The following is a 25874-nucleotide window of genomic DNA, read 5'->3' as shown; positions in this document are numbered from 1 at the left end:
GCGGCTCAGCCGTTCTCGAGCAGCGCTGTCCTTGCCGTGGCCAGCTCCGCGCGCTTGTCGTCGCTCACTTTCGGATATGCGAGATCGAGGCCGGCAAGCGTATCGATGACCGCGGCAGCGACCACGACCCGGGTGAACCACTTGTTGTCCGCCGGAACGACGTACCACGGCGCCGCCTTGGTCGCGGTCCCCTGGATCGTCTCTTCGTATGCGTCCATGTACTTGTCCCAGTACTTGCGTTCCTTCGCGTCGTTGGCGGAAAACTTCCAGTTCTTGTCCGGGTTTTCGAGACGCTCGAGAAAACGGCGTTTCTGCTCGTCCCGGGAGACGTGAAGAAAGAACTTGCAGACGGCGACGCCGTTGCGGGCGAGATACCGTTCGAATGTGCGGATGTCCTGATGGCGCTCTTTCCAGATCGACTTGGTGACGAGCTCGTCCGGAATCTTCTGCATCGCGAGCAGCTCCGGATGCACGCGGATTACGAGCGTCTCTTCATAATAGCTGCGATTGAAAATCCCGATGCGGCCGCGTTCCGGCAGAACCTTCATGCAGCGCCACAGGTAGTCGTGGTCGAGGTCTTCGCTGGTCGGTGCTTTGAACGAGTACACCTGGCAGCCCTGGGGATTCACCCCGGACATCACGTGCTTGATGGCGCCGTCTTTTCCGGCCGCGTCCATGGCCTGGAAAATCAATAGTACCGCCCAGCGATCCTGCGCGTAGAGCATGTCCTGCAGCTCGGCGAGGGCTTCGATACCGGTGGCGAGCGCTTCCTTCGCTCGAGGCTTGTCCTCAGAGGTCAGTTCGAGGGTGTCGCCGGGGTCCACCGATTTCAGACGGAAGGAATCTCCGTCCGTTACGCGGAACGGTTTCGCCAGTTTGCGCGCACGCCGGATGATCTCGCTGTTTTCCATTGCCGCCCCATACCAGACTATCGTCGCTGCCGGTACCCGATAACGATTCGTGGCGGCCGGGCCGGCCGGTACGCGATCGTTTATCGGGCACCGGACCGTGCGATAGTGTTGCGCGTGGATTCACCATCGGCGCCTCACGGATTCCCTGACGCATCGAGGGGCTCGAGCATGTCGATCGATCCGCAGGTCAGCTCCGCGAACACGTCGCTTCTCATTCCCACTGCGCGCACCGGCTGGCTGCGCTGGCTGCCGGGCGTGCAGATGCTCGAGCAGTATCAGCGCAGCTGGCTTGCCAGCGATCTGGTCGCCGGCCTCGTGCTTGCCAGCATGCTGGTACCCGCGGGGATTGCCTACGCGGAAGCCGCCGGCGTGCCGGGCGTTTATGGCCTTTACGCGACCATCGTGCCGCTGCTGACGTACGCCGTTTTCGGTCCGAGCCGCATCCTCGTGCTCGGACCGGATTCGGCGCTGGCCGCGGTGATTCTCGGCGTGGTGCTGCCGCTCTCCGGCGGTGATCCGTCGCGCGCGGTCGCCGTGGCGAGCATGATGGCGATCGTCGCGGGAGCGGTGTGCATGCTCGCCGGACTTTTCGGACTCGGCTTCATCACCGAGCTTTTGTCCAAGCCGATTCGCTACGGCTACATGAACGGCATCGCGCTTGCGGTGCTGATCAGCCAGACTCCGAAGCTCTTCGGCATCTCCATCCAGAGCGAGCGTCCAGGCATGGACGTATGGAACCTGCTCGAGGCTCTGCTCGCCGGGCGCGCAAACTGGTACAGCTTTGCGGTCGGAGGCGGCAGCCTCGCGCTCATCCTCGCGCTCAAACGTTTCAAGCGCCTGCCGACGCTGCTGATCGTCGTGGTGCTCGCGACCATTACCGTTGCCGCGTTCGATCTCGGCAGCCACGGCGTCAAGGTTCTCGGCGGAATGCCGCAAGGCCTGCCGAAGTTTGCGCTGCCGTGGACGAGCGGCGTGGATCTCGCCAGCGTTGTGCTCGGCGGCGTCGCTGCGGCACTGGTCGCATTCGCCGATACCAGCGTGCTGTCGCGCACGTATGCCGCACGCACCCGCACGTACGTCGATCCCAACCAGGAAATGGTCGGTCTCGGCGCGGCCAATCTGGCGGCGGGCTTCCTTCAGGGCTTTCCGATCAGCAGCAGCTCGTCGCGTACGCCGGTCGCGGAAGCCGCCGGCGCCAGAACGCAGGTGACCGGAGTCGTCAGCGCGCTCGCCGTCGCACTGCTGCTGATTGCGGCTCCGAACCTGCTCCAGCACCTGCCCAACAGTGCGCTCGCGGCGGTGGTGATTGCCGCTGCATTAGGGCTGTTCGAGATCGCCGATCTCAAACGGATATTCCGGATCCAGCAGTGGGAGTTCTGGCTGTCGATGGCGTGCTTCGCGGGCGTGATGATTCTCGGCGCCGTTCCGGGGATCTGCATCGCGGTGGTGCTGGCCGTGATCGAATTTCTCTGGGACGGCTGGCGGCCGTACTTCGCGGTGCTCGGGCGAGTCGACGGCGTGCGCGGCTATCACGACATCACCCGGTATCCGGACGCGCGCCTCGTGCCCGGGCTGGTCCTGTTCCGGTGGGACGCGCCGCTGTTCTTCGCCAACGCCGAGCTGTTCCAGCAGTGCCTGCTGAAGGCGATCGGCGCGGCTCCCGATTCGATTCGCCGGGTGATCATCGCCGCCGAGCCCGTGACCAGCGTGGATGTGACTGCCGCCGACATGCTGAGCGAGCTGACGGCCATGCTCCGGCAGGCCGCAGTCGAGCTGCACTTCGCCGAGATGAAAGATCCGGTGAAGGAAAAGCTCGTGCGCTTCGAGCTCATGGAACAGCTGGGCGAGGGGATCTTTCATCCGACCATCGGCGCGGCGGTGGATGCGTATCTGCGCGATCACCGGGTCGACTGGGTGCCGTGAACCGGGATCGCGCTGCGGACGTCACTGTGCCGCGCGAGCGGCGCGCGTGGCGTCAGCAAGGACAGGCCAGCGTGACCGGCGCGCCGACTGCCGCCTTGAGCACGGCGAGCGCATCTGCAGCCGTCAGCGTCCCGCTTCCATTGGCATCGCAGACGCAGGGTCTAGCGGCGCACTGGTCTCCGCCCACCGCATCCTTGAGCACCGCGAGCGCGTCGGACGCCTTCACCGTGCCGTCGCCGTTGGCATCGCCGCAAACGAAGGCAGGAACACAATCGGGAATCGGGGTGTTCTGGCAGCCGACCTGGATGGAGATGCACTGGTCGGTGGTGCAGCTGTTGTGGTCATCGCAATCGAGCGGCGCACCCGCGACGCAGGTGCCCGAAGCATTGCAGGTCGATGGGCCGGTGCACGCGTCGACGTCGTCGCACGCGCTGCCGTTCGGATCAGGACTGTTGCACGCGTGGAGCTGCTCGTTGCAGGTCTCGGAGCAGTCGTTGTCGTTGTCGGGCCCGGGGCATGGCGAGCCCTCATGCACGCTGCAGCTTCCGCCCGAGCATGTGTCGGCTCCGTTGCAGAAGATCCCGTCATCGCACGGGCTGCCGTTCGGGTCGGGGTTAGTGCAGCCGCTCGCGCTGTCGCTGCACGACTCCGCGCAGTTGGCGTCGCCGTCGTTCCCGGGGCACGTGTTGCCGGCATGCTGGCTGCACGACGCGCTGGCATCGCAGGTGTCCGCGCCGTTGCATCCGAGGCCGTCGTCGCACGCGGTGCCGGCCGGCTCCTTGTGACAGGTCGACGAGCAGCAGTCTCCGCTGGCGAGATTACCGTCGTCGCAGTCTTCGCTCAGCTCTTTCTCGCCGTTGCCGCACTCGACCTCGACGAACTGCACGTGGAGGAAGTAGCGGTTGAGTTTGGCACCGCCGTAGGCGCTCACGCGGATCTCATACGTACCGGGCTCGGCGATGTAGTGGACGAGCTTCGAACACAGCGAGATGCCCGAGTCGTCGTCGAAGGCAATGCACGGCAGGTTGTCGCCGTAGACGCCGTTGCACTTGCCGGGCGCTCCCGGACGGCGAAGCTCGACGATCGTGTCGCCGGGACAGCCGCCGAATCCGTTGTCGGTCTCGGCCACGAGGACCCGCGGCTCCGTGATGTCGAAGGAATAGGTATCGAACGAACCTTTCGGGAAGCTCCCCTCGAAGGTTCCGCCGCCTGTTACATCGACCGGCACGAAAAACGTCGTCGTCGTGGTGCCCGCGAAGGTCGTCGTCGTGGTCGACGATGCGCCGATCAGCGCGAAGGCCGGCATCGCGGTGAGCAGAGCCGTCAGAGGAACGCAGGCTGCAATCGCCGTCGCGCTGGTGAAGCTGCGGCTGGCTGGACGAACGGAAGTCGGCTCCGCATGTGCGCTGTGCATCATGCGTCTGTTCTATCTGCCGCAGCCTCGCGATTCATACCGCTCGACAAGCCTGCGCGCATAAGGGTAGGGCGGCTCCCGCCGGACTTCTGGCGGGTGGCCAGAGCGGCGACGCCCGCAGCGGAAAGTGATCGTCAGCGGCGGCTGCCGGGGTTGCCGGTCTCGCGCTCGTTGAGCGACGACAGCGCGATGCTCTCGCAGTTCTCCGCTGCAGCGGAGCCCGGACCGTAGGCGTACAGGAACTGGCCCTTCTTGAGCGTATCGATGATCGGCCGCGCGACCTGCGGCCGCACGGCAGGGCAGCCGAACGAACGGCCGAGCCGTCCGGTCTCGCGTGCCTTCTCGGGGTTCACGTAGCCGGCGCCATGCATCACGATCTTGCGTGCGAACGCGAGGTCGTTCAGCTCACGATTCAGTCCGAGCAGCTTCAGCGAGTATCCGTTGCCGCCCTGGTAGGTTTCGTCGGTGACGAAAAGGCCGAGGCAACTCTGGTGGCTGCCGTTGTGGTTGGAGAATTCGGTCGGAACGTCGAGACCGGAGCCTTTGCCGTGCGCGACGAACTCCTGGAACAGCAGCCTGTTCTCCTGCAGGTCGAAGATCCACAGGCGTCGCTCCGTGGACGAGCGTGTGTAGTCGACGATCGCGAGGCGGTCGGCCTCCGGCGAGATGCCCTTGGCTTTCGCGCATTGAAGGGCGGTTAGTGCTTCGTGAATCGCCGCCCGCGAAAGCCCGGGCGCGAGGCCTTCGAGCGTCGCGACCTCGTCGGCGTGCGCCGCGCGGACGGGCAGCGCGACCGCAAGGGCCGCCAGCAGCAGCGCGCGAACGCATTTCGAATGGAGTGCTCTCATCTCGGAGTGTGCATCCGGTAACCGGTCCAGTCCTGTTGTTTTCGACCCCGCGAACGAATTCCGCCGCTTGTTTTGTCAGACCCTCGTCCCCAGGGCCGGACCGCTGCGCGCGGAAGCAGTATCTTTCAACAGGATGGCAAGGCGTGCGTCAAGTCCGGAACGCAGAATAAACCCGGTCCCGCTCGTGCCGTTGCGGCTTGCCTTTGGCGAAGCATCCGTTGTATGACCCGGTCTCCATGAGCGCTCGCACTGCCCGCAAGCTGTTTTCCGCCTCCGACTCGATGGTCGGCGTATCGGTAGTATGCATCCATGCATATGCACCGTCGTCGTGCGGAAAAGTTGTCGGCTAGCCAGCCAGTTAAAAGACAAACGAACTTTTCCGAAACCCCGCCGGTGCGAACCGAGCGGGGTTTTTCGTTTTGGCCCCTCCCCGGATCGCACCGCAGCACTACCGGCAGTCTGGAGAGGAGAGCCCCATGAACGAAGCAAAAAGACAGAAATGGACCGGCGCGCAGATCGTCGTGAGACTGCTCGAGCGCCAGGGCATCGAAGTTGTCTCCGGCATTCCGGGCGGCGCGATCCTGCCGATCTACGATGCGCTGTCGCAGTCGCAGGCCATTCGCCACGTGCTCGCCCGTCACGAACAGGGCGCCGGCTTCATCGCGCAGGGCATGGCACGGGCTGCCGGCACGCCGGCGGTGTGCATGGCGTCGTCCGGGCCCGGCGCGACCAACCTGCTGACCGCGATCGCCGACGCAAAGCTCGACTCGATCCCGCTCGTCGCGATCACCGCGCAGGTGCCGCGCGCGATGATCGGCACCGACGCGTTCCAGGAAGTGGACACGTACGGCCTGACCGTGCCGATCACCAAGCACAATTTCCTGGTCAGCTCGGCCGCCGAGCTGCTCGACGTGATCCCGCGAGCGTTTCGCATCGCGGCGTCCGGGCGGCCGGGCCCCGTGCTCGTCGACATTCCCAAGGACGTGCAGACCGAGGCCGTCGAAATCTCCGAGTGGCCCGAGCCCGGCCGAGCGCAGCGCGCGCCGCGGGCGGCGGATGATCCGATCGCGCGTGCGGCGGCCATGATCGACGCGGCCGAGCGTCCGATCCTCTACCTCGGCGGCGGCGTCGTGCACTCGGGCGCGAGCCGGCTCGCACTGGCGCTTGCGGAAAAGGCCGGGCTTCCGACGGTGATGACATTGATGGCGCTCGGCGCGATGCCGACCGACCATGCGCTCTCGCTCGGCATGCTCGGCATGCACGGCGCGCGCTGCACCAACCTGGCACTCGACGAGTGCGACCTCCTGGTGGCCGTCGGTGCGCGTTTCGACGATCGCGCGACGGGCAAGGTGGCCGCGTTCTGCTCGGGCGCGAAGATCGTGCACGTCGACATCGACGCGTCCGAGCTCGGCAAGATCAAGGATGCGCACGTCGGCATAGCTGGCGACGTCACCGACGTGCTCGAGCGCCTGCTTCCGATCGTGAAGCCGAACGCGCGCGTGCTGTGGCGATCACGAGTCGCGGATCTGAAGGAGGCCTATCCGCTGCGCACGCCTGGCGACGACGACGTCCGCACGCACTACGGGCTGATCCGCGCCGTGGCCGGATGTCTCGACGACGAGGCAATCATCGTGACCGACGTCGGACAGCATCAGATGTGGGTTGCGCAGTCGTATCCGCTTCGCCGCCCGCGCCAGTGGCTGACGTCGGGTGGCCTCGGCACGATGGGCTTCGGCCTGCCGGCCGCGATCGGTGCGGCGCTCGCCGAGCCGGAGCGGACGGTGGTCTGCTTCAGCGGCGACGGCAGCATCCTGATGAACGTGCAGGAGCTGGCGACGGCGGCCGATCAGAACGTCAACGTCAAGATCGTGCTGATGGACAACGCCGCGCTCGGCCTCGTGCACCAGCAGCAGACGCTGTTCTACGGAGCCCGTTCGTTTGCGTCGAAGTACGCGCGGCAACCGGACTTCCTGCGCATCGCCGAAGGCTTCGGCATCCACGCCGTCGATCTCGACACGCAGCTGGATGCACGCAGCGCACTGCGGCGTTCGCTGGCCCTTCGCGGTCCGGCCCTGATTCACGCCAGCATCGATCGCGACCAGCAGGTGCTGCCGATGGTCGCGCCCGGCGCCGCCAACTGCGACATGATCGGAGGTTAAGCGATGAGCTCACTGCAACAAGAAACGATCGATCGAGAGGCATTCACCGAAGGCTCGCCGGCAGAGTGCGCCGTTCTCGAGCTCGACGTCCACAATCACGCTGGCGTCATGTCGCACGTGGTCGGCCTGTTCTCGCGCCGCGCGTACAACGTCGAAGGCATCCTCGTCATGCCGGTCGGCGACGGTGCGATGAGCCGCATCTGGCTGCGGGTGGTCGAGAACGCGCGGCTCGCGCAGATGATCAAGCAGCTCGAGAAGCTCGAGGACGTGCTGGTCGTGCGCCGCCACGGCGCCGACCATCAGGTGTTCGAGCGCATCGAGGAGTTTTTCCGGCCGCCGGCCGTGGCGCGGGAGGTGTGCGGCTTGAACGGCCCGGACAGTTAAGCTGTACAGAGCCGGCCATGGATGACTACGCGCTCGTGTTCAACGCCGGCTCGTCGAGCCTCAAGTTCTGCGTGTACTGCCGCCCGGACGACGCGACGTGGCGAGTTCAGTCGCGTGGACAGATCGACGGCATTGGCGCGACGCCGCACCTGTCGATCAAAGACGCGGCCGGGACGTCACTTGCGGACAGAGTGCTCGACGACACCGTGCGCGACGGCCGCGCCGCGCTCGACGTACTGGCACAGTGGCTGCGCACGAATCTCGGTAGCGCACGCGTGGTCGGTGCCGGGCACCGCGTCGTGCACGGCGGTTCTGCGTACATCGGTCCCCGCATCGTAACGCCGGAGGTGCTCGACGATCTTCGCGCGCTGATTCCGCTCGCGCCCCTCCACCAGCCGCATAACATCGATGCGATCGAGGCGGTCGCAGAGCGTTTTCCGGGCGTGCCGCAGGTGGCGTGTTTCGACACGAGCTTCCACCGCGGGCACTCGGAGGTGATCGACCTCGTGCCGCTGCCAAAGACGATTCGCGACGCCGGTGTGCAGCGTTACGGCTTCCACGGCCTGTCTTACGAATACATCGCTTCCGTGCTGCCGGAAGTCGCGCCGGAAATCGCCGACGGCCGTGTGATCGTCGCGCACCTCGGCAACGGAGCGAGCCTGTGCGCGATGACCGGACGCAAAGGGATCGACTGTACGTTCGGCTTCACGGCACTCGACGGGCTCTGCATGGGCACGCGGCCGGGCTCCATCGATCCGGGCGTGGTTCTTCATCTCTTCCAGACGCTCGGCCTGAGCGCAGCGGAAGTGGAAGATATTCTGTACAAGCAGTCCGGCCTGCTCGGCATCTCGGGCATCAGCAATGACATGCGGGATCTGCTGGCGAGCACGCAGCCGTCGGCTCGCCTCGCGGTGGACTACTTCGTCTACCAGGTGACGCGGCACATCGGCGCGTTCGCGGCCGTTCTCGGCGGCGTCGACGCGATCGTGTTCACGGCGGGGATCGGCGAGCACTCGGTGGAGATCCGGCGGCGCATCGTCGATGCATCCGCATGGCTCGGTGTCGCGCTCGATGCCGGTGCGAACGCATCGCACGGGCCGAAGATCAGTACGGACGACAGCCGGGTGTCGGCGTGGGTGATCCCGACCGACGAAGAGTTGATGATCGCGCGACACATGGGCTCGCTGCTCGGTATCGCCGGCCGCCGCGGGTGATTGCCGGCGAGAAGAGGGTTTCCCGACGAGCGACGAGACATCAACGGGCCGCTATTCGCAGCGCATGCCGCGGAGCGTCTCGGCGCCGGCCGGCCTCGTACACAGCGTGTGGGAGCGATTTTCTTGACTCGATTCCGTCACTTTTGCATAAAAAGAGCCATCCAGAACTGCTGCCAGGACAGCACAATGAATGTCGAGGTCACGGATGCATGACCTCGATTCTTTTTCGACAGGGAGGGGAGCCATGAAGCCTGTAATCATTCGTGCCGCGCACGTCGTTGCGCTCATCGCACTGTTCGTAGCCTCGGCCGGTGCCGTCGACGTCGACAATGTTTCGGCCAAGAAAATGAAGATCAAGGACAACGCCGACGCAGAGAAGCGAAAGGTTCAGCTTCTGGTGCAGGACGCCGCGATCGCTCCGTCCGACGGGTACGCGAATGCTTCGGTCACGGCGGCGGAGTTCGTCGCGTTCAGCCCGACGACGGGCGAGTCGGCAACGTGGACGAGCACCACTTGCACGGGCGACGGCGCGGAGAATCTGACGTGCGGGAAGGAGATCGCGATCTCCCCCGGCAAACTGAAGGTGAAGGTGCAGCCGTTGGCGGACCGGCGGTTCAATCTGGACGGGCTCGTAGACCAGCTTCCGGTCTCGATGGCGATTCGCGTCCATAGCGCCGACGACACGACCTCCGTCTACTATTGCGCGGTCTGCGGTAACGGCGGTGCCGATGTCGCGAAGAAGAACGGCACGGACGGCAAGTCGGTGATGGCGACGAAGTGCGACATCGCGCCGTGTGCCGTGCTGAACACAGGTGGTTGCTGCAGCAACGGGTCGTATTGCGCCGGAGGCGGGGCCGCAGACCCGTTTGCCTGCCTTACGGACGGTACGATCACCCTCGCCAACGCCGAGGCAGGGGCCGCAAATACGATCTGCGACGCGTCAGGAACGTGCGTTGCACCTCCCGGTACGGGTGGCACCTGCTGCCAGAAAGATTCGCTTTCGTACTGCGGAACGAAGTGGGCTGAGGGGAACTGTTCGGATTTTAGCGGGACGTTCTCGTATCCCAGGGTCTGCAATCAGTCCGGGTCGTGCGTCGTTCCCTAGCGCCGCTGCGTTTGCTCGAACCGCGAATGCTGTCGCGGTGAAAGGCAGCGCATCGCCGCTGACGACATTCCGCAGTCGCGACGCAGCGCTGGCCACTTCGTCAACGGATTGACCGAGCCATGGTGGGTCGTCATGGTTCGCCAGTGCGTGCGTTTTTCGTCGCTTTCCTGGCCGCTCTATCGCCGTTTATGGGCGCCGAGTCGTCCCACGGAACCGTGAATGTCGAGGCGGATGGGCCCGGCATCGTCGTCAACGGCTTGCGATACGGGCATCAAGCCTGGCCTGACATCGCGGTTGTCGCGCCGCATGAAGCGATCGTCGTGTGGAGCGGGCCGCACGCAGAAAGCACGAGAGGCGGCGGGGTCTGGGCACGCTTCCTTAGCGATACGGGGCCGACAAGTGAGGAACTCCTCCTCGATCCCACTCATACCAGCTTTCCAACGCTCTATCCGAGAGTTGCGCACGCCGCGGATGGTTCGTCAGCGGTGATCTACCAGGCAGAGGCCGGCAACAGAGGAGACGATGGCGGCGTTTTTCTGCGAACGCTGGACACCGACGGTACGACCGCGGACGGAGGAGAGATGCAGGTCCACGCCGATGCCACCGGTTATCAAAGTCCCGGGGACGTCGCAGCGGGAGACGACGGCAGCTACCTCGTCGCATGGTACAACCGGACGCCCCTGCTTTCCGACGCGACGCTTGTCGTTCGTCGCTTCGATACCAGCGGAAAGCCGATGTCGGACGAATTACCGGTAGCCCAAGGATCGCTCTATTCCATGCTCCAGACCTTGCCGATCGCGGCTCTTCCCGGCGGACGCTACGTTGTCGCGTGGTCCTCGCTGGGCGTGGTGCAGGTGTCATGGATCGCGCAGGATGGTTCTCTATCCGAACCCCGGATCCTGGCGTCGGGAACTCCGACTGCCCAACCTTCGGTCATGGCATGCGAAGATGGACGGCATCTCGTTGTGTGGTCGACGCCTGACGGCGGTGGCACGGATCTTCTCGGGCAGTGGCTGGATGCAGCGGGGAACGATCTCGGCCCGGTGCGAGTGATCGTCAGGAGCCCGCAGCCGTGGGGCGGTTACGATACGCCCATCGCCGCGATGACGCCGGGCTGCACTGGTCTGCTGGAATTTCAATACCGGATGTTTCTCGCGACCCCCGACGGCTCGAACGCGACAAATGCATTCATGGATGGCTTCGCTGCACTCGCCGCGGAGTCGGATAGGCGATTCGTCCGAATCAGGTCAATCGGCAATGCACTCGACGAGGACGTGGAGGCGCAGTGGTACTGCCTGATGCGCGACGAGGACGCTGTTTGCGGTGACGCGACCTGCGTCGGCGACGCCGATGCGACAGGACACGACCGCATCAATGTTCGCGATGCGATGCGCGTGCTTCGCTCGGCGGTGGGTTTGGATCAATGCGCCGCTTGCCGATGCGATACAGACGGTTCCGGCAAGACGACGGTCAGCGACGCCGTGCGCGTGCTGATGGTTTCGGTGGGGAACGATGTGCCGCTTAGCTGTCCGGCCTGCGCTGCGGGCGAGCGCTGAAGAGAGCCGCTTGTTTATGGAAGGCGCGGGAGAACTCGATCTGCAGCCCAATGGTTAATCCAGCAGGCAGCGAGACGTAGTCATCGCACTTTTTCGACGATGGCTTCACTCCAGACTGGTTGCCCGGCTTTGTCCTGCGGTGTTCCCACTACAACACCAATCTTCGTCGATTGGGGGAAAGGGCAGAGTGGGGCGGTGAAGCGGATTTTCTGACCCGGGCGCAGTGTTTGAGTCTCCAATCCATTGCCGCACCAACCCTCCGCTTCGTCTTTCCAGGACCCGTTTGTGAAACATTGCGTGCGATAGGCGGGGCTGGTGGAAGAATAGCCGCCATAGGTAATTGCTTGCTTGCCGGCGTTTCGAATCTCCAGTTCCGCGTGCGCACCGTTGTCATCATATCGGACTCCCAGGGATTCAACGGAGACCCGCGTAGGCTGCGCTCGCGCTGAGGGGACATCGGACTCGTCAGCGAAGGCCGTTGCATCATTGCTCGGAGCGGCAAAGAGGAACACGACCGCGAAGAGAGATATCAGCCAGGACTGATGCTTAAATATCGGTGACATGTGGTTCCAAGTCTGGGGCGGCCGCTTCCAGATCATAGCCCCAGAGGCGCATCCAGTTTCCTCGCTGTGCGATTCGAGCGAACAAAGAACGACTTCATTCGGAGTCGTCGTCAATGCGCTGCCAAGCATCGTCGTGAAAGTACCGAACGTCTTCGCTTATATCGAGTAAGGACTCCTCGATTCCGTCGTGATTCGCCGCTGGCTGGGCAGGATTTTCAGAAGTCGGCTACAACAACCGGCCGCGAGGGCAGAATGATCAGTGATTCAGTCGTCGGTACAGACGCCGAAAGTCTTGTACGAATCAGTAATCGGCTGACCGACGTACGATCCCGGCTGAGACGGAGATGGCCGTGTCGAATCGAGGCTGGTGCCGCATGTTGTACCGGGGACGCGCAAAGCCTCCGCCTCGAGATCCACGCAAACCTTCGTCGTGCAGTCCGAATACACCTGGTTATCGGTAACGGTGGAATCGATGATACTGAGACGCCGGCCCGACACGCCGCTCCTCGCGTTGCCGGTGATCGTCGAATTGCGGACTCGTGTTTTGATGACACTGAGGACACCGTGACGTGCCATGCCGAAAGAGCCCAGGCCATTTCCGGAAATTTCCGAATCGTCGATCTTTACTCGCCACGACCAGACTCCGACGCTGCGGTTGTTCGTAATGACCGCATGATCCACGTTCACCTGGTGCGCATAAATGCCTACTCCGCCGCCGGTAATCGTTGCGTTCTCCACGTTCACTATCGACCCGCCAAGATGGTCGTTATCCGTGCCGACGACATTCTGAAGATCATCGGAGAGATCGTTGCTGACGGACGATCCGACGATCGTGCCGGGTCCGAGGATCGTGCAGTGTCGCGAGCAGAATACGGTTGCGAGAAACCCGCTCGAGGACCGGCCGGTCAGCGTGAACCCTCGAAGGTCCAGTGTACCGTTGTTGCCGAGTATCACCGTCGGCGCATCGACCGTCTCGGCAGAGCAGTCGAGATCGGCCGAAAGGAACCCGCCTCCCTGAAGCACCTGACCGCAGGTGTTTATCTCCACGACAGAGTCGTCCGCTAACGCCTCTCGACCGCCGAATGCGAGTAGGAGGGCCAACGCGACGCCGATTCGGGACGAGCTGTGATGTCTCATGGGGATCCTCCAGCCTGCATCGCCCAGGATCGGACGAAGGGCGGCGAACGTTTAGCACTCCGGCCCAAGTTGAATCAACGCCGATGCCGTCGTCGAGCGGCGTTAGCGCGTTAACCAAGTCGCAGGCTCAAACCTAGCTGCTAAGCGGACTGGCACCGGCTCGCAGCGCTGCCTGGGCGCAATTCGCGCCACTCCGTTGGTCAGAGCGACGCGGAGTATCCGCGAGAGAGAGATTTGTTGTGGAAGAGTTTTGGCTCCGCATTCGGTCGGCTGGACGAACCTTTTTGAGAGAATCTCAGAGAGTCCCAACTCGCGAGGGCCTGAGAAGGCCTTTGGGTTCATAGCGTTGCGACGTCGCGCCGGTCGCGACCGAAAAATGGGATCCCGTTCGACAGACGCAGATCAGTCGAGGTCCACCCGGTGCAGGAGCAGCGCATCGTTTCCGTGGACCTTCACGAGAAAGCTTCGAGGACCCAGCGATGCAACTTGCGGATCGTAGGAGTAACCGTCCGTGTTCTGCAGGTGAATCGCCTCTCCGACTGCCCCCGTCGCGAGGTCGAAGGGGCGCGCGTAGATGCCGTGATATTCGATGATGTGAGTATCGAAGTTGTTCTCTTCGATGAGGTAGGCGGCCAGACAGGCACCGTTGCTCATACAAGCCACACGCGGCTGTGAAGCGGAGACAAAACGATTGCCGATATAGAACGAGTCCTGCAGGATGGCCGTGAAGCGCGACGCGACATCGTCGAGATTCAGTATCAGTACGCCCCCGTCTCCCGCCCGGGCGCAGAGGCTCCCGACACAGACCAGATCGGAGACATAGGTGTCGTTCGGTCCGTCGATGCGATCGATAGATTCTCCATCCGATGACCGGATATCGATCATCCCGCCGGCCGCGACCACAAGCCGCTCTCCGCCGGCAGGGGCGATCGACGGCCAACCGGCGACGTCGCCCACGCGCCGCATAGGTCCGTTCTTGTTTCCGTCGGTGTCCACAATCTGCAGGTAGATCCCATCGACGGGCTCTTCATCGCATACGTCCGGTCGCAGTGACGGCCCATCGGGCCACTGGTAAGCGTCGCAGGTACTAATCCAGGCAAACGCGCTTCGGCCGTCAGCCAGGCAGGCCACATCACCGCCGTACTGGGAACCAAAGAGGTTGCTGTTCACTGTGACCAGGTCGCCCGCGGTGGGTTTCGCCAGCACATTGGCCAGATCCGTGTGGAGTCCCGGATCGGAGGACTCATCGTAGTCGCCGAGCGCCACTGCGAGCCCGGCCGGACTCGTGCATGCGTTGATATCGACACCGATCCCCCTTTCCGAAGGGAGCTCTGACAGTGTCTGCGGATCTCCAACGTGAAGCTGCTCGTCGACACTAAGTGACGCGAGCGTGTACGTCGCGTCGCGGTCGATCGCCGCCAGGACCGCCTGATTGCCGTCCGAGAGCGGCATCGCTGACGCTCGCGTTTCATACGAGTACCCATCCAAACTGGCGCTGAGAGCGAGAGCCGCCCGCCGAGCGGCGCTGCATCGCAGCGTCCGGCCTCCGGCCACGGCAGCACGAAGAATCCGTAGTGCGTCGCCGGACCCGATTCTGCCCGAGCCATCAGTGTCGCAACGCTGAGGAGTGCAGTTTTCGAGGCCAACGCTGGTACGCAGAGCACGAAGCGCATCGACCGCCGTCACCTCTCCGTTCTCGTCCGCATCTCCGCAGAGGGAACAGGCGTCTTCAATGCGGTATCGCCGACCAAAGACGGGAAACCTCTGCTTGTCGCTGCTGCGTTCGGTCCAGACCGCGAGCGCTTGCCCATGCTCGTCGACGGCAATGGAGACGGGACCTGCGATGTAGGCGTCTTCGCTGTTTACTCGAACCATCCCCGGCTGCGCCATGTCGCCGTTGCAATCGAAGGCGCGCAGAAACACGCCACTGCCGTCGAGCAGATCTACGTCGTTGAAGGCACTGACAATGTTGCCGCCCGCCGTGACGGCGACGCCGCCGGACCTGCCTTGCGCCGACTGGGCGGGGAGAATGTAGCTCCCGAATGTTCCGCCGGCCGAACTGAAGCGCTCGATGCGCGCGCCGAGGTTGTAGCCGTCTCTGAGATAGTTGTCGTCGTCGACGTAGGTGCTCACGGAGCTGTCATACACTGCGCTGAACTCCCCACTCGCGGACGTGGCAGTACTGAGCCTCTCGTTTCCGTCCGTGACGAAGTCGTACTTTAACCTTGGGCGACCCTCATTTAGAACGAAGTGGTGCAGCACTTCGTCGGTATTCGACAAGATCGAACCGTCGACGACGCCTGCTTCCGCGTCGCTGTGACCATTCGGAACAAGGTGACTGGAGCTCCAGAGCAGAGCCAGATTTCCGTCAGGCAACCCCGTGATAGCCGCCTGACGCGGATTTTCGACCAACTGCGTAAACCTGCCGCGCACGCTGCCATCGGGCCCAAGGCGGACGCCATCAACACCTGCGGTTCGGACCCAGGTCGCAACGAAGCCATCGCCGTCGCGCGCGACGCTGACGCCACGCTCCTGGTCCGCGGTCGTCGCCTCGTGCAGCAGAAATGCAGGCCCGACGGGCGTGCCGTCGCTCTCGAAGATACGCCCCGAGACACCGGAGGAGTCATTGGCGCTCCGGCCGGACCATGCGACGAGAAGGCGGTGGCCTGACACGGCAACGCTTGGGTTACTCTGTGCACCCATACGGAAATCGTTGATCGCAAAAATGTCCGTGGCTGGCGTGCCATCGGCGTAGAGGATTCGACCGCGTACGTCACTCGGGTCTCTCGGCCCGAGTGGATTCTCATCCCACACTATCACCGCGCGACCGTCGGCAAACATCGCGACGTCCGTCGCATAGGCATCAAAGCTTGACGAATCGGCGATGACGAACGGCTCGCCGATCTCGACGAGCTCACCCGCAAACGCCAGCGACGCGGACAGGACGACGACAGCAGTCACGAGAGGTGCACGACGGGACGCGGCGCTCATCGACTGCTATTGATAGTTCCGCCGGCGGTAAGGCAAGGGATGGCCGGCCCGGCCCGCGCCCAGCAGGGCCTCGCGCTGTGCCTTCAATGCAATGTTCTCGCGCTAAAGGCGCATGGTTTCGGGCACCGTCGAATCGCGAGGCAGGCGGCTCACGCGATCCACGAACGACAGCAGCAGGTGATAGATGAGGAACTCGACGGTGCCTACCGCTCCTCAGTGCGTCCTTACAATCACCGCACTGATATCCGCCGTCCGAATCGCCGCATCATAAAATTCCTTCCCGGTCAGCGCCCCAAGCTGCACGATCTCCGACGACACCGAAGTCACCGTCCCAGTCAGCTCCGGTCCGCCGCCGACATGCACGGTCACGACTTTCCCTTTCTGCGCAGCGAGCACCTTCTCGATGTTGTCGTCCGCGCGCACGACCAGCGGATCGGCGACCGCCAACGTGGACGTCATGCTCATACCTGCGAGCGCTGCGAGACAAACCAATGCAACAATAGACTTTTTCACGGCGTACTCCTCAGTGATGTCGCGTGACCGGCAGGGTCACGAATGCCAGAGTTATGAACGCTGGCCACCAGCAAGCCAAGTGCAGCGCATCACGGCAGCACAAGCCGTACGCCTGCGATGAAGCCGACGTCAGTTTACGGCAATAACCCGCGGCGCATTCATCGACCCGACCACGCGGTAGTTGTGCCAGCCTTCGGCGTCCACGGTGGACTTCGGCATCAAACCGATGAGGGCACGCGAGCGAGGATTGTCGTCGACCTGCCGCGCTCGAAAGTCCACCTTGAGTCCGCCGCGAGCGTCCGACGACGGTAGCGACGCGCCGAGCAGCTCCCATTTGACGCCGCTCGTAAGCGTATGGCCTTCCTCGACGCTGAGCTCGCCGCCGGTGAGCGTTGCGCGCAGCACGAGCTCGCTGAATTCCCATTCTCCGAGCGGAAGGTCAGCGCCTCCGGCGCCGGCATGAGGCAGCACGCCGCGAAAGATCCCGCCGTCGGACGTCACGTCGATGTGCGCCGACGAGTCGCGCCCGAACACCGGGTGCAGAAGATCGACGCCGGAAAGCGTCATCGATCCGTCGAGCGTGCTCTCGAGCGCCATCTTGCCGAAACGCACGCAGCGTGACGGATCGACCTTGGAAAGATTGAGAAGCAAGCGATCGCGCGCGACGTCGCCCTTGATCTGACCGCCGCACGCCGATGCGTTGAAGTCGCGCCAGATGCCGAAATAGATCGAATCGATGTCGACGCCGCCGACTCCCGTGTCGAGGCCGACGCCCGTCGCACGGATTCCGGCAGGAAGGGCGAAGTGGAGGCCGTCGAGACGAAGATCGGCTCCGGCGTCGGCGAGCGGACCCTTGATCCGCGGCAGCAGCCACTTGTCGAGCGGCGCGAGCAGCACGACGCCGATCACGAACGCGACGACGAAGAGCACGAACCGCAGCAGCATCGGCTAGGCCGGCAGCGTCGCGGCGGTGACCAGCGTGACGTCGAAGCGCGATGAATCGTCGTAGCGTTTCTTGACCGAGAACTGCTTGATGTAGACGGGGCTCTTCTCGTCCTCGACGGCGCGAAGAAGCGCGACCACCTCGCCGAGCGTCACCGACGAAAGCTTGAGCTCGACGGTGCTCTCGACGCGCCCGGCCTCGAGGGCTCTGCGCGCGGGGCTCATTGATGCGATCGATTCGGGCCGCAGGCTTGCCGCGGCCGCTTTTTCGACGAACGACAGCACGGAGAAGTCAGCGGTCGGTTTGGCCGCCGACGCGCCGCCCTTGGGCGCGTCGGTCTGCACCTGGCGGATCTGGCGCGCGAGGGACTCGAGATCGCCGAGCTCGCTGCGCAATCCGTCGATCTCGTGGTGGACCTTGTCGCGACCGCCGAGAAACGGCGAGACAATGAGTGACCAGAACACGACGGCCGCAACGAGGCTCGCGAAGATCGCGACCAGCCGCTGCTCTCGCGGGCTCAGCCGCGCAACGAGAAGCTGGGCCTGATGCAGGCGCGCGTTCATGCGCCGGCCTCCGCTGTGTTCGTCGTCAGCTCGAGCAGGAACTCGACGCCGGTTCCGCTTACCGCGGCGTGCACGTCCTTGACCTCGACGCGCGAGAACGCGCCGCCTTTTTCGAGCGCGTCCTGCATCTTCGTCACGGCTTCGAACGAGTCGGCGTGGCCGGCGACTTTTGCCGACGGCGGAGCGTGATCGACCTGGTCGACGACCACGTCGAGACTCTTCGGAATGTCGCGCGACAGCGCGGCCAGAAGCGACAGCGGAGATCCGCCGCCGCCGGTACCGGCCGTCTCGGCTTTGCCGGACAGCTCGCGAAGACGCATCTCCATCTTGATCTTGCGGCCTGCGCCGCCGCTTCCCGACGGCATCGCCGATGCATAGATCTGCTCGGCGCGTCCGGCGAGAATGCGCCGCTCGGCAAAAAGCTGGACGTAGTCGATGCCGACGGCGATGACCGCGAGGATCGCTGCCGCCGCCGCCCAGCGCAGCACCGGACCGGCTTCGCTCTGGATCTCGCGCAGCGTCTGCACGCCGAAGATCGATCCGGCGCCGGTCTCCATGTCGATCACCGGAGAGATTGCATCGCCGCTTGCGGCCAGCAGCAGGCCGGCAAGCGACGTCATCTCGCGCCAGTCGCGGCCCTCGAATCCCTGCACCGGAGCGCGCACCGGAAGCGGCTCGAACGAATGCTCGGGAAGGCGCGCGCGCAGCGCATCGATGAGCCGCGAGCCGCCACGTCCACCGACAAAGGTCCGCAGCGGATCGCCGGGAACGGCGGCCAGCGACCACGCGACGTTTCGAAGCAGAAGCTCGTCGTCGCACGGCGCGAGCACGCGCAGCACGGAAAGCGAGCCTTCTTCGATGCGGGCGACCAGCGCACCGCCATCGCCGAAATCGACGATCGAAAACGATTCACGCTCTCCGACCGCGTGGCGGTACGCCATGACGATGACCGACGGAGCCCACAGGAGCTTCTGCGGCTCGCCGTCGATGCCGAGCTCGACGAGGCGGGCCTTGGTTTCGGCGACACGCGAGGTCTCGGCGATTGCGGCCAGCACCGTGCTCGTCGCGGCAGCGGGGCGGGTGAAATCCCACGCGAGCACGCCGTCGTCGAGCGACAGCGGCACGTGGCCTTCGAGGGCAGGACCGACGGCCTGCGAAATCCTGCGGCGGTCGCGGAACGGAAGAGTCAGGATTCGAAAGGCCGCCGCTTCCGGCTCGAGCGTCGCAACGATCCGGTCGAACGGCCCACGCACCGGAATGCGCGCAGGGCCGGTCGAATCGAGATCGAACACATCCGAGACCACGAGCGAGCCGATGCTCGACTCGATGACCGCACCGGTGGTGCGGCCGGCATGGGACGTGACGGCGAGGGTCTTGCTGCTCATTTTATGTTCGCGGCCAGTCGTATGTTCGCGCTCTCGCGCTCACTTTGGGTTTCACGTTCGTTCCGACTCGGCGCTCTTGCGGCCAACCACAGGCGACGTTATCGCATATCCGGGCGCGGCGCTCATCTCGGGCTTGCGCCAAGCAGGCTCGAATCGTCGATGCGTGCGCGAATCCCGGAGTCGAGGCCGACGATGTTCGGTCCGCGGCGCGGGAGCAAGTAGTAGATCTTCGAGTTGCCGCTGTCGCGCTGCAGCAGCGCCTCCTCCGAACGCATCGCGCCGCCGACGTCGCCGGTCGAACGGACTCGGAACCAGCGGCTCGAGAAGCTGAACAGCCGGTCGATCTCCTGTTCGCCGAACGCGTCCATGCCGGGAACGGTCCGGACGGCGGCAGCCTTCGCAAATGGAGTCGCCGCGCGGGCGGTGATCAGGGCCTGGACGAGCTGCTCGTTGTCGAGCCGCGGATCGATCACGCGCAGCACCTCGGCCGGCGCGGTGTTGATGTTCACCTGCAGGTCCACCTCGGGCAGCACGGTGGTGAAACGGCGGATCTTCGCGAGCACCTCCGGCGTGAAGCCGCGCACGAGCGCGAGCTCGGCATAGCTTCGCATCATGCCGTTGCGCGGCAGGTACGGCGGCTTCGCGCTCGCGTACCAGTCGTTCTCGGCGCCGAGCGCGCCCGGGCCCGGGTCGTGGTTCTTGTCGAGCCAGTCGGCAAGTGGAATCGCCAGCGACGGATCGAGGCCGAGCTTGTCGAGCAGCGACTGGAACTGGCGGCCGGCAGGCGAGAGCGCGCCCGTCGCAAGCGTGTTCAGGTTGAGCTTGGACTGCTCGTCTTCGATGCGGACCGAAAGCATTCCGGCTCCGGTGTCGATCGGCGGCAGCTCGCGCGCCCAGATGTCGGACAGCGAGTCGGTGCTTCCGTAGACCGAGTCCTGGCGCAGGACCTCGCTCGCAAGCATGACGCCGCCGTCGGCGACGAACGCTGCGCGGCGGCCGTTGACCCACATCGCCGAACGCCGGTAATCCACCTGCGTCGAGAACGTGAACTCGACGACGATGACCGTCAGCAGCACCATGACCAGCAGCGCGAGCAGCAGCGCGATGCCGCGTTCGCCGCGTTTCATGGCGGGCTACCGCCGCCGGGAGCCGGCGGTTTGAAGGTGTCGACGACCGGTACGAGGACGGTCGAGACGAGCTCGAACGGCACGTTGCCGCCGTCCTCCATTGTAAGCGTCGTGCGCACCGCGACCGGCGAGCGGCCGTGGTGCGGTCCGGGCTCGCCCGAATCCCACGTGTCGAGCCATACGTCGGGCTCGTAGAATTCGAGCACGACGCCGGCGCGCTCGCTCAGCACTTCGTACGGGACCGTGCTCCAGTCTGCAGGCGCGATCGCCGGCGGCCGGATCTCCTGCCGCAGCAGTCGTCCGTTGTCGTCGATGCTCCACAGCACATGGGCCTGGTCGCCGCGCCCGATCGAAAGCGCCTGCACGTTTTCGCCGCCGACGAACGCGTCTGCGCTGGCGACGCCGCGCGCGACCAGCGTCGTGGTCTCGAGGATGACGCGCTCGCTCATCGCGGAGCGTCCCGATGGAGCGGGGGAGTAGAAACGCGGCGGCACGGGTCCCGCAAAACCCGCATCGATGTTGCCGGCGATGTCCTGCTCGAGCCGATCGAGGATCGCGCGCGCTTCCGAATCGAGCGAGGTTCGCGCGGTCGCATCGCTGCGACTCGAGATGGCGCCATTGACGACCGGGAACAGCGCGCTTGCGATCACGGCGAAGATCGCGAGCGCGACGAGAAGCTCGAGCAGCGTCATGCCGCGTTCGCGCACGGGTTTGCCGGAGCGGAGCGGCAAGCGACCACGGAAGTGCTCCGACAGCCTCATGCGGCCCGAACGCCTCACGGCGTCGTGATCCCGGGCGCGCGCACAGCGGCCCACAGCTCCGCAAGCGTGCGGTCTTCTCCGGCAAGATGAATCCGCACGCGAATCTGCAGCAGCGTCGGCAGCGCGGTCGGCATCACGTCGCGCGTCCAGACGAAATCGGGTGAAAGCGCGCCGCCATAAAGGACGTGGTGACCGTCGGCGTCGCTGCGGCGGGCTGCGAACGTTCCGTGCGTAGCGCCGACCTCGATCACCGGTTCGAGCCGCGCGACGGCGAGCACGTCGCCGGCAAGCGTTCCAGCAACGGTCAATGTCTCGGCTTCCGCCGACAGCGACAGATTGCGCCCGTGAAGGCCGAGGAGCGTAACGACCGCGACTCCGAGGATCGCCGTCGCAACCAGCACTTCGAGCAGCGTGAACCCGCGCTGGCGCAGTCGTCGCGCGCGGCGTCGCTGTGACGGCCGGATCATGGAACCGCCTCGACGACGTCCTCGCGATGGGCAGCGCCTTTGGCGGCATCGAGCAGTACGCTGACGGTCTCGCGGCCTTCGTCGTCGACGAGCCGCACGCTCAGGTTTTCGGTCAGGCCTTCGGGAAGGAAGTAAATCGCACGCTGACCGGCGCGCGTCTCGCCGTCGTGGTCGAGCACGGCGTCGAACGAGATTCCGCCCGGCAGCGTAACCGAACGCGCGAGCGGATCGTCCTTATCTTCGTGAAACTCGGCGCGCGCCGCGACGTCGTCGGTTGCCGCGAACGGCGCGAGCGCGGCGACCTGCCAGTCGCCGGCGTCCAGATCGAGAGTCAGCCGGTAGATGCGGCCGCGCAGGGACGCCTCGTCGGCGAGATAGCTCATCGTCGATGCCAGCCGGTCGGCGCTCGCTTCGAGGTCCGTGCGCCCGACGCGCGGAAGACGAGGGATCGCGATCGCAAGAAGCAACGCAACGATCAGCATCGTCACGGCGACTTCGAGCAGCGTGAAGCCGCGCTGATACCGCAACCGGACCTCAGAAATCGCGCGAGTCGATGTCGGCGTCGTAACCGTCTCCGCCTTCCTTGCCGTCGGCGCCGAGGCTTCGCAGCACGTACGAGCGTCCGTCGGCGGCATACAGATACGGGCCGTCCCAAGGATCGACCGGCACGCGCTCGAGGTATCCGCCTTCGCGCCAGTTGCGCGGCACGTCGCCGCTGGTCGGCTCGCGCACCAGCGCTTCGAGGCCCTGGTCGGAAGTCGGGTAACTTCCCGAGTCGATCTTGTAGAGGTTCAGAGCCTGTTCGATCGCACTGATGTCGGCCTTGGCCTTTACCACTTTGGCGTCGTCGGTGCGTCCGATCAGGCGCGGCGCCGCCAGCGAGATCAGCAGGCCGAGGATCATCACGACGACGAGGATCTCGATCAGGGTGAAGCCTTTCTGTCTTTGCACGGTGCGGGTTACCTCGGGCGACGTCATTGCGGTGAAGAGCTAGTGGACGAGCTTGTTCATATCAAAGATGGGCAACATGATCGCAAGCACCACGAACAGCACGACCGCGGCCATCGCGACGGTCATCAGTGGCTGAAGCAGGGCCGCCATGCGATCGACGCGCACCTGCACCTGTTCTTCAATCGTGCGCGAAGCATGGGTGAGCATTCCCTCGAGATCGCCGCTGCGTTCCCCGACCGCGATCATGTTGACGACCACCGGGTCGAAAAGGGGGCTGGTCTCGAGGCACGCGGCCAGCGATCCGCCTTCGAACACTGAGACTTCGGCGGCCGCCAGCGTCTCGCTGAGGGTTGCGCTTCCGCACGAGGCACGTGCCACGCGCAGGCTCTCGATGAGCGGCAGTCCCCCGGCAACCATCGTGGCCAGCGTCTGTGCGAATCGGCCGACGGCGACGTCGCGCGCCGCGGTGCCGACGCCGGGAATGCGGTAGAACGCGGTCTCGAGCCGGATGCGGCTGGCGGGATTCGCGAGCGCGCGGCGCAGTGCCCACACGATGAGGATCGCGAGCGGTATCAGCAGGAATCCGTAGTGCACGAGAAGTGCGCTGCTTCCCATCAGCACGCGCGTCGGCAGCGGCAGCACCTGCTTGGCCTCGGCGAACACACGCGTGATGCTCGGAACCACGTACGCAAGAAGGAACAGCACGATCGCGCCGCCGACCCCGGTCATGATCGCCGGGTAGGTCATCGCGCTCAGCGCCTGCGCGCGAAGGCGCGCCTGGCTTTCGGCATGACCGGCGATGCGGTCAAGCACGGTGTCGAGCGAGCCGCTCGCTTCGCCGGCTTCGACCATGCCGGTGTAGATCGCTGGAAATACGTCCGGATGATCAGCCATCGCCGATGCGAGCGACGCGCCTTCGTGGATTCGCGAGCGGATCGATTCGAGCGCTTCGGCCAGGGCGGCGCTGCCGCGGCGGCGCCGCAGCGCATCGACGGCCTCGTCGAGTGGCACTCCGGCGCGCAGCAAGGTCGCCATCTGGCGCAGCGCCTGCGCCAGCTCGCTGGTGCTTACGCCGCGGCGAAACGACCAGCGCCCGCCGCCGGCGTCGCTCTTGATCTCGGTTACGCTGGTCGCGAAGACGTCGCGCTCGCGCAGCCGCGCGCGTGCGGTGCGCGGGCTGTCGGCTTCGACGAAGCCGCCGACGCTGCGGCCCGCACTGGAGACGCCGCTGTAGCGGAACGACGGCATGGGCGCGCTACTCCGCGTCCTCGGCCGTCACGCGCAGGACTTCGGATGCCGACGTGAGGCCGGCGCGAACCTTGGCCGCGCCGTCGTCGCGCATCGTCTTCATTCCCTGTGCGACTGCGCGCGACTGCAGTGTCGCCGCGTCGGTCCGTTCCATGATGCCGGCGCGAAGCGCGTCGTCGGTGACGAGCATCTCCGAAAGCGCAAGGCGGCCGCGATAGCCGCTGTTGCGGCACGCGTCGCAGCCCGGGCCAGGCATGCGCGCGGAGCCGAGGCGCGTCGTGATGCCGAGCTCGATCATCGTCGGATCGGACGGCGTCGCCGGTACCGAGCACTGCGGGCACAGCCGCCGCACGAGGCGCTGCGCTCCGATGCCGATTACCGAAGACGAAACCAGGAACGGCTCGATGCCCATGTCGAGAAGGCGCGTGATCGCGCTGAACGAATCGTTGGTGTGCAGCGTGCTGAACACCAGATGGCCCGTGAGCGCGGCCTGGATCGCGATGCGCGCGGTTTCGACGTCGCGGATCTCGCCGACCATGATCACGTCCGGGTCTTGGCGCAGCACCGAGCGCAGCCCGCTCGCAAACGACAGCTCGATCTTCGGATTGACCTGGATCTGCCCGATGCCGCGCAGCTGGTACTCGATCGGATCCTCGATCGTGATGATGTTCTTGTCGGCCGAATTGATCTCGGAGAGTGCGGCGTAAAGCGTCGTCGTCTTTCCGCTGCCGGTCGGTCCGGTCACGAGCACGATGCCGTGGCTCTGATGGATGAGCCGCCGCAGCTGCGTGAGATTGTCGCCGGCGATCCCGCTTTCCTCGAGGCCGAGCAGAGTCGCGCTGCGGTCGAGAAGCCGGAGCACGACGCGTTCGCCGAACGCGGTCGGCACCGTCGAGACGCGGATGTCGACTTCGCGCCCGGCAACGCGGGTCCGGATGCCGCCGTCCTGCGGAAGACGCTTCTCGGCGATGTTCATGCGCGCCATGACCTTGATGCGCGAGACGATCGCCGCGTGCAGCCGGCGCGGCGGCGCAAGCACCTCGCTCATGATCCCGTCGATGCGGAAGCGGATCGACGAGACGCGCTCGAACGGCTCGATGTGGATGTCGGACGCGCCGTCCTTGGCCGCCTGGAAGATCAGCGAGTTGACGAGGCGGATGATCGGCGCCGCATCCTCGGCTTCGAGAAGATCCGGCGCTTCGCTGAGCTCGGCGGCGGTGTCGGCGAGAGATCCGGTTCCGCGAAGATCGTCGACGACGTCGGCGGCCGCGCCGGCGGCAAAGTCGAACGCGCGGTTGACGGCGTCGAGAAGGGCAGGCTCGGGAACCACCACCGGGTCGATCTCGACGCCGTAGAGCACGCGAAGGTCGTCGAGCGGGCCGACGCGAAACGGATCAGAGGTTGCCACCACGAGGCGGCCGGCTTCGAGCGCGACCGGAAGCATGCGCCCGCGCCGGCACTGCTGCATCGATACGCGCGCGAGCACGTCCGGCGCGATGGCGGCGAGATCGATCGATTCGGCGACGCTGAGCCCGAGGGCTTCGGCCTGGATTTCCGCAAGACGCGTCGAGGCCACGCCGGCGACGGCTTCGAGCTGCGCGGCGAACTCGCCGTCGGCTCCGGCCTTGCGCCGCGCCGTCGCCACGAGCGCTGCGTCGATGCCCGCTCTGGCAAGCGCACGATCGAGAGGATGAAGAACCGGCTCGCTCAC

The 25874-nt window shown here is 65.2% G+C and carries 23 protein-coding genes; 6 read left to right on the top strand and 17 right to left on the bottom strand.

Annotated elements, in window-relative coordinates; genetic code table 11:
* Window positions 1–5: 5 nt before the first annotated feature.
* On the bottom strand, window positions 6–911 hold the full coding sequence (locus VN634_17450) for a polyphosphate kinase 2 family protein (protein HXC52673.1): 906 nt from the start codon (window positions 909–911) through the stop codon (window positions 6–8).
* Window positions 912–1079: 168 nt separating this feature from the next.
* On the opposite strand from VN634_17450, the gene sulP reads away from it, so the two are divergent.
* Window positions 1080–2834, top strand: coding sequence for a sulfate permease (gene sulP / locus VN634_17445; protein HXC52672.1), 1755 nt, complete (start codon window positions 1080–1082; stop codon window positions 2832–2834).
* 52 nt (window positions 2835–2886) lie between these two features.
* Here the strand turns inward: sulP and VN634_17440 are convergent, their stop codons facing one another.
* Together VN634_17440 and VN634_17435 are read right to left on the bottom strand one after the other, a co-directional pair.
* A complete protein-coding gene (locus tag VN634_17440) occupies window positions 2887–4251 on the bottom strand; it encodes a dockerin type I domain-containing protein (GenBank protein HXC52671.1) in 1365 nt (454 codons plus the stop codon).
* A 131-nt stretch (window positions 4252–4382) separates the two neighbouring features.
* Window positions 4383–5096, bottom strand: coding sequence for a murein L,D-transpeptidase catalytic domain family protein (locus tag VN634_17435; GenBank protein HXC52670.1), 714 nt, complete (start codon window positions 5094–5096; stop codon window positions 4383–4385).
* Window positions 5097–5572: 476 nt separating this feature from the next.
* Here VN634_17435 and ilvB point away from each other — a divergent pair, with 476 nt between their 5' ends.
* The 5 genes from ilvB to VN634_17410 all read left to right on the top strand — a co-directional run bounded on the left by ilvB (window position 5573) and on the right by VN634_17410 (window position 11514).
* A complete protein-coding gene (ilvB, locus tag VN634_17430) occupies window positions 5573–7255 on the top strand; it encodes an acetolactate synthase large subunit (protein ID HXC52669.1) in 1683 nt (560 codons plus the stop codon).
* Window positions 7256–7258: 3 nt separating this feature from the next.
* Window positions 7259–7639, top strand: coding sequence for an acetolactate synthase small subunit (gene ilvN / locus VN634_17425; GenBank protein ID HXC52668.1), 381 nt, complete (start codon window positions 7259–7261; stop codon window positions 7637–7639).
* A gap of 17 nt (window positions 7640–7656) precedes the next feature.
* Window positions 7657–8853 (top strand): acetate/propionate family kinase, encoded by a 1197-nt coding sequence (locus VN634_17420; GenBank protein ID HXC52667.1) that lies wholly within the window; start codon window positions 7657–7659, stop codon window positions 8851–8853.
* Window positions 8854–9097: 244 nt separating this feature from the next.
* Window positions 9098–9958, top strand: a complete 861-nt coding sequence (locus VN634_17415; GenBank protein HXC52666.1) for a hypothetical protein — start codon at window positions 9098–9100, stop codon at window positions 9956–9958.
* 119 nt (window positions 9959–10077) lie between these two features.
* Window positions 10078–11514 (top strand): hypothetical protein, encoded by a 1437-nt coding sequence (locus VN634_17410; GenBank protein ID HXC52665.1) that lies wholly within the window; start codon window positions 10078–10080, stop codon window positions 11512–11514.
* Between the two features lie 80 nt (window positions 11515–11594).
* Here VN634_17410 and VN634_17405 read toward each other — a convergent pair whose 3' ends face one another.
* The 14 genes from VN634_17405 to gspE form a co-directional block, all read right to left on the bottom strand.
* Complete coding sequence (locus tag VN634_17405) at window positions 11595–12077, bottom strand: hypothetical protein (GenBank protein HXC52664.1); 483 nt, start codon at window positions 12075–12077, stop codon at window positions 11595–11597.
* Window positions 12078–12341: 264 nt separating this feature from the next.
* Window positions 12342–13124: a right-handed parallel beta-helix repeat-containing protein gene (locus tag VN634_17400; GenBank protein ID HXC52663.1), complete on the bottom strand. Its 783-nt coding sequence runs from the start codon at window positions 13122–13124 to the stop codon at window positions 12342–12344.
* 492 nt (window positions 13125–13616) lie between these two features.
* Window positions 13617–16205, bottom strand: a complete 2589-nt coding sequence (locus VN634_17395) for a hypothetical protein (protein ID HXC52662.1) — start codon at window positions 16203–16205, stop codon at window positions 13617–13619.
* Between the two features lie 213 nt (window positions 16206–16418).
* Window positions 16419–16652, bottom strand: coding sequence for a hypothetical protein (locus tag VN634_17390; protein ID HXC52661.1), 234 nt, complete (start codon window positions 16650–16652; stop codon window positions 16419–16421).
* A 195-nt stretch (window positions 16653–16847) separates the two neighbouring features.
* Entirely contained in the window at window positions 16848–17663 is an 816-nt protein-coding gene (locus VN634_17385; GenBank protein HXC52660.1) for a hypothetical protein, read from the bottom strand.
* A gap of 3 nt (window positions 17664–17666) precedes the next feature.
* Entirely contained in the window at window positions 17667–18224 is a 558-nt protein-coding gene (gspM, locus tag VN634_17380) for a type II secretion system protein GspM (protein ID HXC52659.1), read from the bottom strand.
* Complete coding sequence (locus VN634_17375; protein ID HXC52658.1) at window positions 18221–19609, bottom strand: hypothetical protein; 1389 nt, start codon at window positions 19607–19609, stop codon at window positions 18221–18223. Before VN634_17375 ends, gspM begins: the two co-directional genes overlap by 4 nt.
* A gap of 122 nt (window positions 19610–19731) precedes the next feature.
* A complete protein-coding gene (gene gspK / locus VN634_17370; GenBank protein ID HXC52657.1) occupies window positions 19732–20736 on the bottom strand; it encodes a type II secretion system minor pseudopilin GspK in 1005 nt (334 codons plus the stop codon).
* Complete coding sequence (locus tag VN634_17365) at window positions 20733–21467, bottom strand: prepilin-type N-terminal cleavage/methylation domain-containing protein (protein HXC52656.1); 735 nt, start codon at window positions 21465–21467, stop codon at window positions 20733–20735. Before VN634_17365 ends, gspK begins: the two co-directional genes overlap by 4 nt.
* A gap of 44 nt (window positions 21468–21511) precedes the next feature.
* Window positions 21512–21964: a prepilin-type N-terminal cleavage/methylation domain-containing protein gene (locus VN634_17360; protein ID HXC52655.1), complete on the bottom strand. Its 453-nt coding sequence runs from the start codon at window positions 21962–21964 to the stop codon at window positions 21512–21514.
* Window positions 21961–22491 (bottom strand): GspH/FimT family pseudopilin, encoded by a 531-nt coding sequence (locus VN634_17355; GenBank protein HXC52654.1) that lies wholly within the window; start codon window positions 22489–22491, stop codon window positions 21961–21963. Before VN634_17355 ends, VN634_17360 begins: the two co-directional genes overlap by 4 nt.
* Window positions 22492–22498: 7 nt before the next feature.
* Window positions 22499–22915 (bottom strand): type II secretion system major pseudopilin GspG, encoded by a 417-nt coding sequence (gene gspG / locus VN634_17350; GenBank protein HXC52653.1) that lies wholly within the window; start codon window positions 22913–22915, stop codon window positions 22499–22501.
* Between the two features lie 39 nt (window positions 22916–22954).
* Entirely contained in the window at window positions 22955–24163 is a 1209-nt protein-coding gene (locus tag VN634_17345) for a type II secretion system F family protein (GenBank protein HXC52652.1), read from the bottom strand.
* Window positions 24164–24170: 7 nt separating this feature from the next.
* Entirely contained in the window at window positions 24171–25874 is a 1704-nt protein-coding gene (gene gspE, locus VN634_17340; protein HXC52651.1) for a type II secretion system ATPase GspE, read from the bottom strand.

This window comes from Candidatus Limnocylindrales bacterium (assembly GCA_035571835.1).
GTDB lineage: Bacteria > Desulfobacterota > Binatia > UBA1149 > CAITLU01 > DATNBU01.
Note: the sequence above shows the minus strand (reverse complement) of the source record. Positions and strands in the feature narration are given on the sequence as shown.

What these genes read in the sequence shown, in the direction of transcription:
- VN634_17375 (HXC52658.1), bottom strand. Translation starts at nt 19,609, where the DNA reads ATGAGCAGCAAGACCCTCGCCGTCACGTCCCATGCCGGCCGCACCACC.
- gspK (HXC52657.1), bottom strand. Translation starts at nt 20,736, where the DNA reads ATGAAACGCGGCGAACGCGGCATCGCGCTGCTGCTCGCGCTGCTGGTC.
- VN634_17410 (HXC52665.1), top strand. Translation starts at nt 10,078, where the DNA reads ATGGTGGGTCGTCATGGTTCGCCAGTGCGTGCGTTTTTCGTCGCTTTC.
- VN634_17405 (HXC52664.1), bottom strand. Translation starts at nt 12,077, where the DNA reads ATGTCACCGATATTTAAGCATCAGTCCTGGCTGATATCTCTCTTCGCG.
- ilvB (HXC52669.1), top strand. Translation starts at nt 5,573, where the DNA reads ATGAACGAAGCAAAAAGACAGAAATGGACCGGCGCGCAGATCGTCGTG.
- VN634_17360 (HXC52655.1), bottom strand. Translation starts at nt 21,964, where the DNA reads ATGATCCGGCCGTCACAGCGACGCCGCGCGCGACGACTGCGCCAGCGC.
- VN634_17435 (HXC52670.1), bottom strand. Translation starts at nt 5,096, where the DNA reads ATGAGAGCACTCCATTCGAAATGCGTTCGCGCGCTGCTGCTGGCGGCC.
- VN634_17345 (HXC52652.1), bottom strand. Translation starts at nt 24,163, where the DNA reads ATGCCGTCGTTCCGCTACAGCGGCGTCTCCAGTGCGGGCCGCAGCGTC.
- VN634_17440 (HXC52671.1), bottom strand. Translation starts at nt 4,251, where the DNA reads ATGATGCACAGCGCACATGCGGAGCCGACTTCCGTTCGTCCAGCCAGC.
- gspM (HXC52659.1), bottom strand. Translation starts at nt 18,224, where the DNA reads ATGAACGCGCGCCTGCATCAGGCCCAGCTTCTCGTTGCGCGGCTGAGC.
- VN634_17385 (HXC52660.1), bottom strand. Translation starts at nt 17,663, where the DNA reads ATGCTGCTGCGGTTCGTGCTCTTCGTCGTCGCGTTCGTGATCGGCGTC.
- VN634_17420 (HXC52667.1), top strand. Translation starts at nt 7,657, where the DNA reads ATGGATGACTACGCGCTCGTGTTCAACGCCGGCTCGTCGAGCCTCAAG.
- VN634_17415 (HXC52666.1), top strand. Translation starts at nt 9,098, where the DNA reads ATGAAGCCTGTAATCATTCGTGCCGCGCACGTCGTTGCGCTCATCGCA.
- sulP (HXC52672.1), top strand. Translation starts at nt 1,080, where the DNA reads ATGTCGATCGATCCGCAGGTCAGCTCCGCGAACACGTCGCTTCTCATT.
- VN634_17450 (HXC52673.1), bottom strand. Translation starts at nt 911, where the DNA reads ATGGAAAACAGCGAGATCATCCGGCGTGCGCGCAAACTGGCGAAACCG.
- ilvN (HXC52668.1), top strand. Translation starts at nt 7,259, where the DNA reads ATGAGCTCACTGCAACAAGAAACGATCGATCGAGAGGCATTCACCGAA.
- VN634_17395 (HXC52662.1), bottom strand. Translation starts at nt 16,205, where the DNA reads ATGAGCGCCGCGTCCCGTCGTGCACCTCTCGTGACTGCTGTCGTCGTC.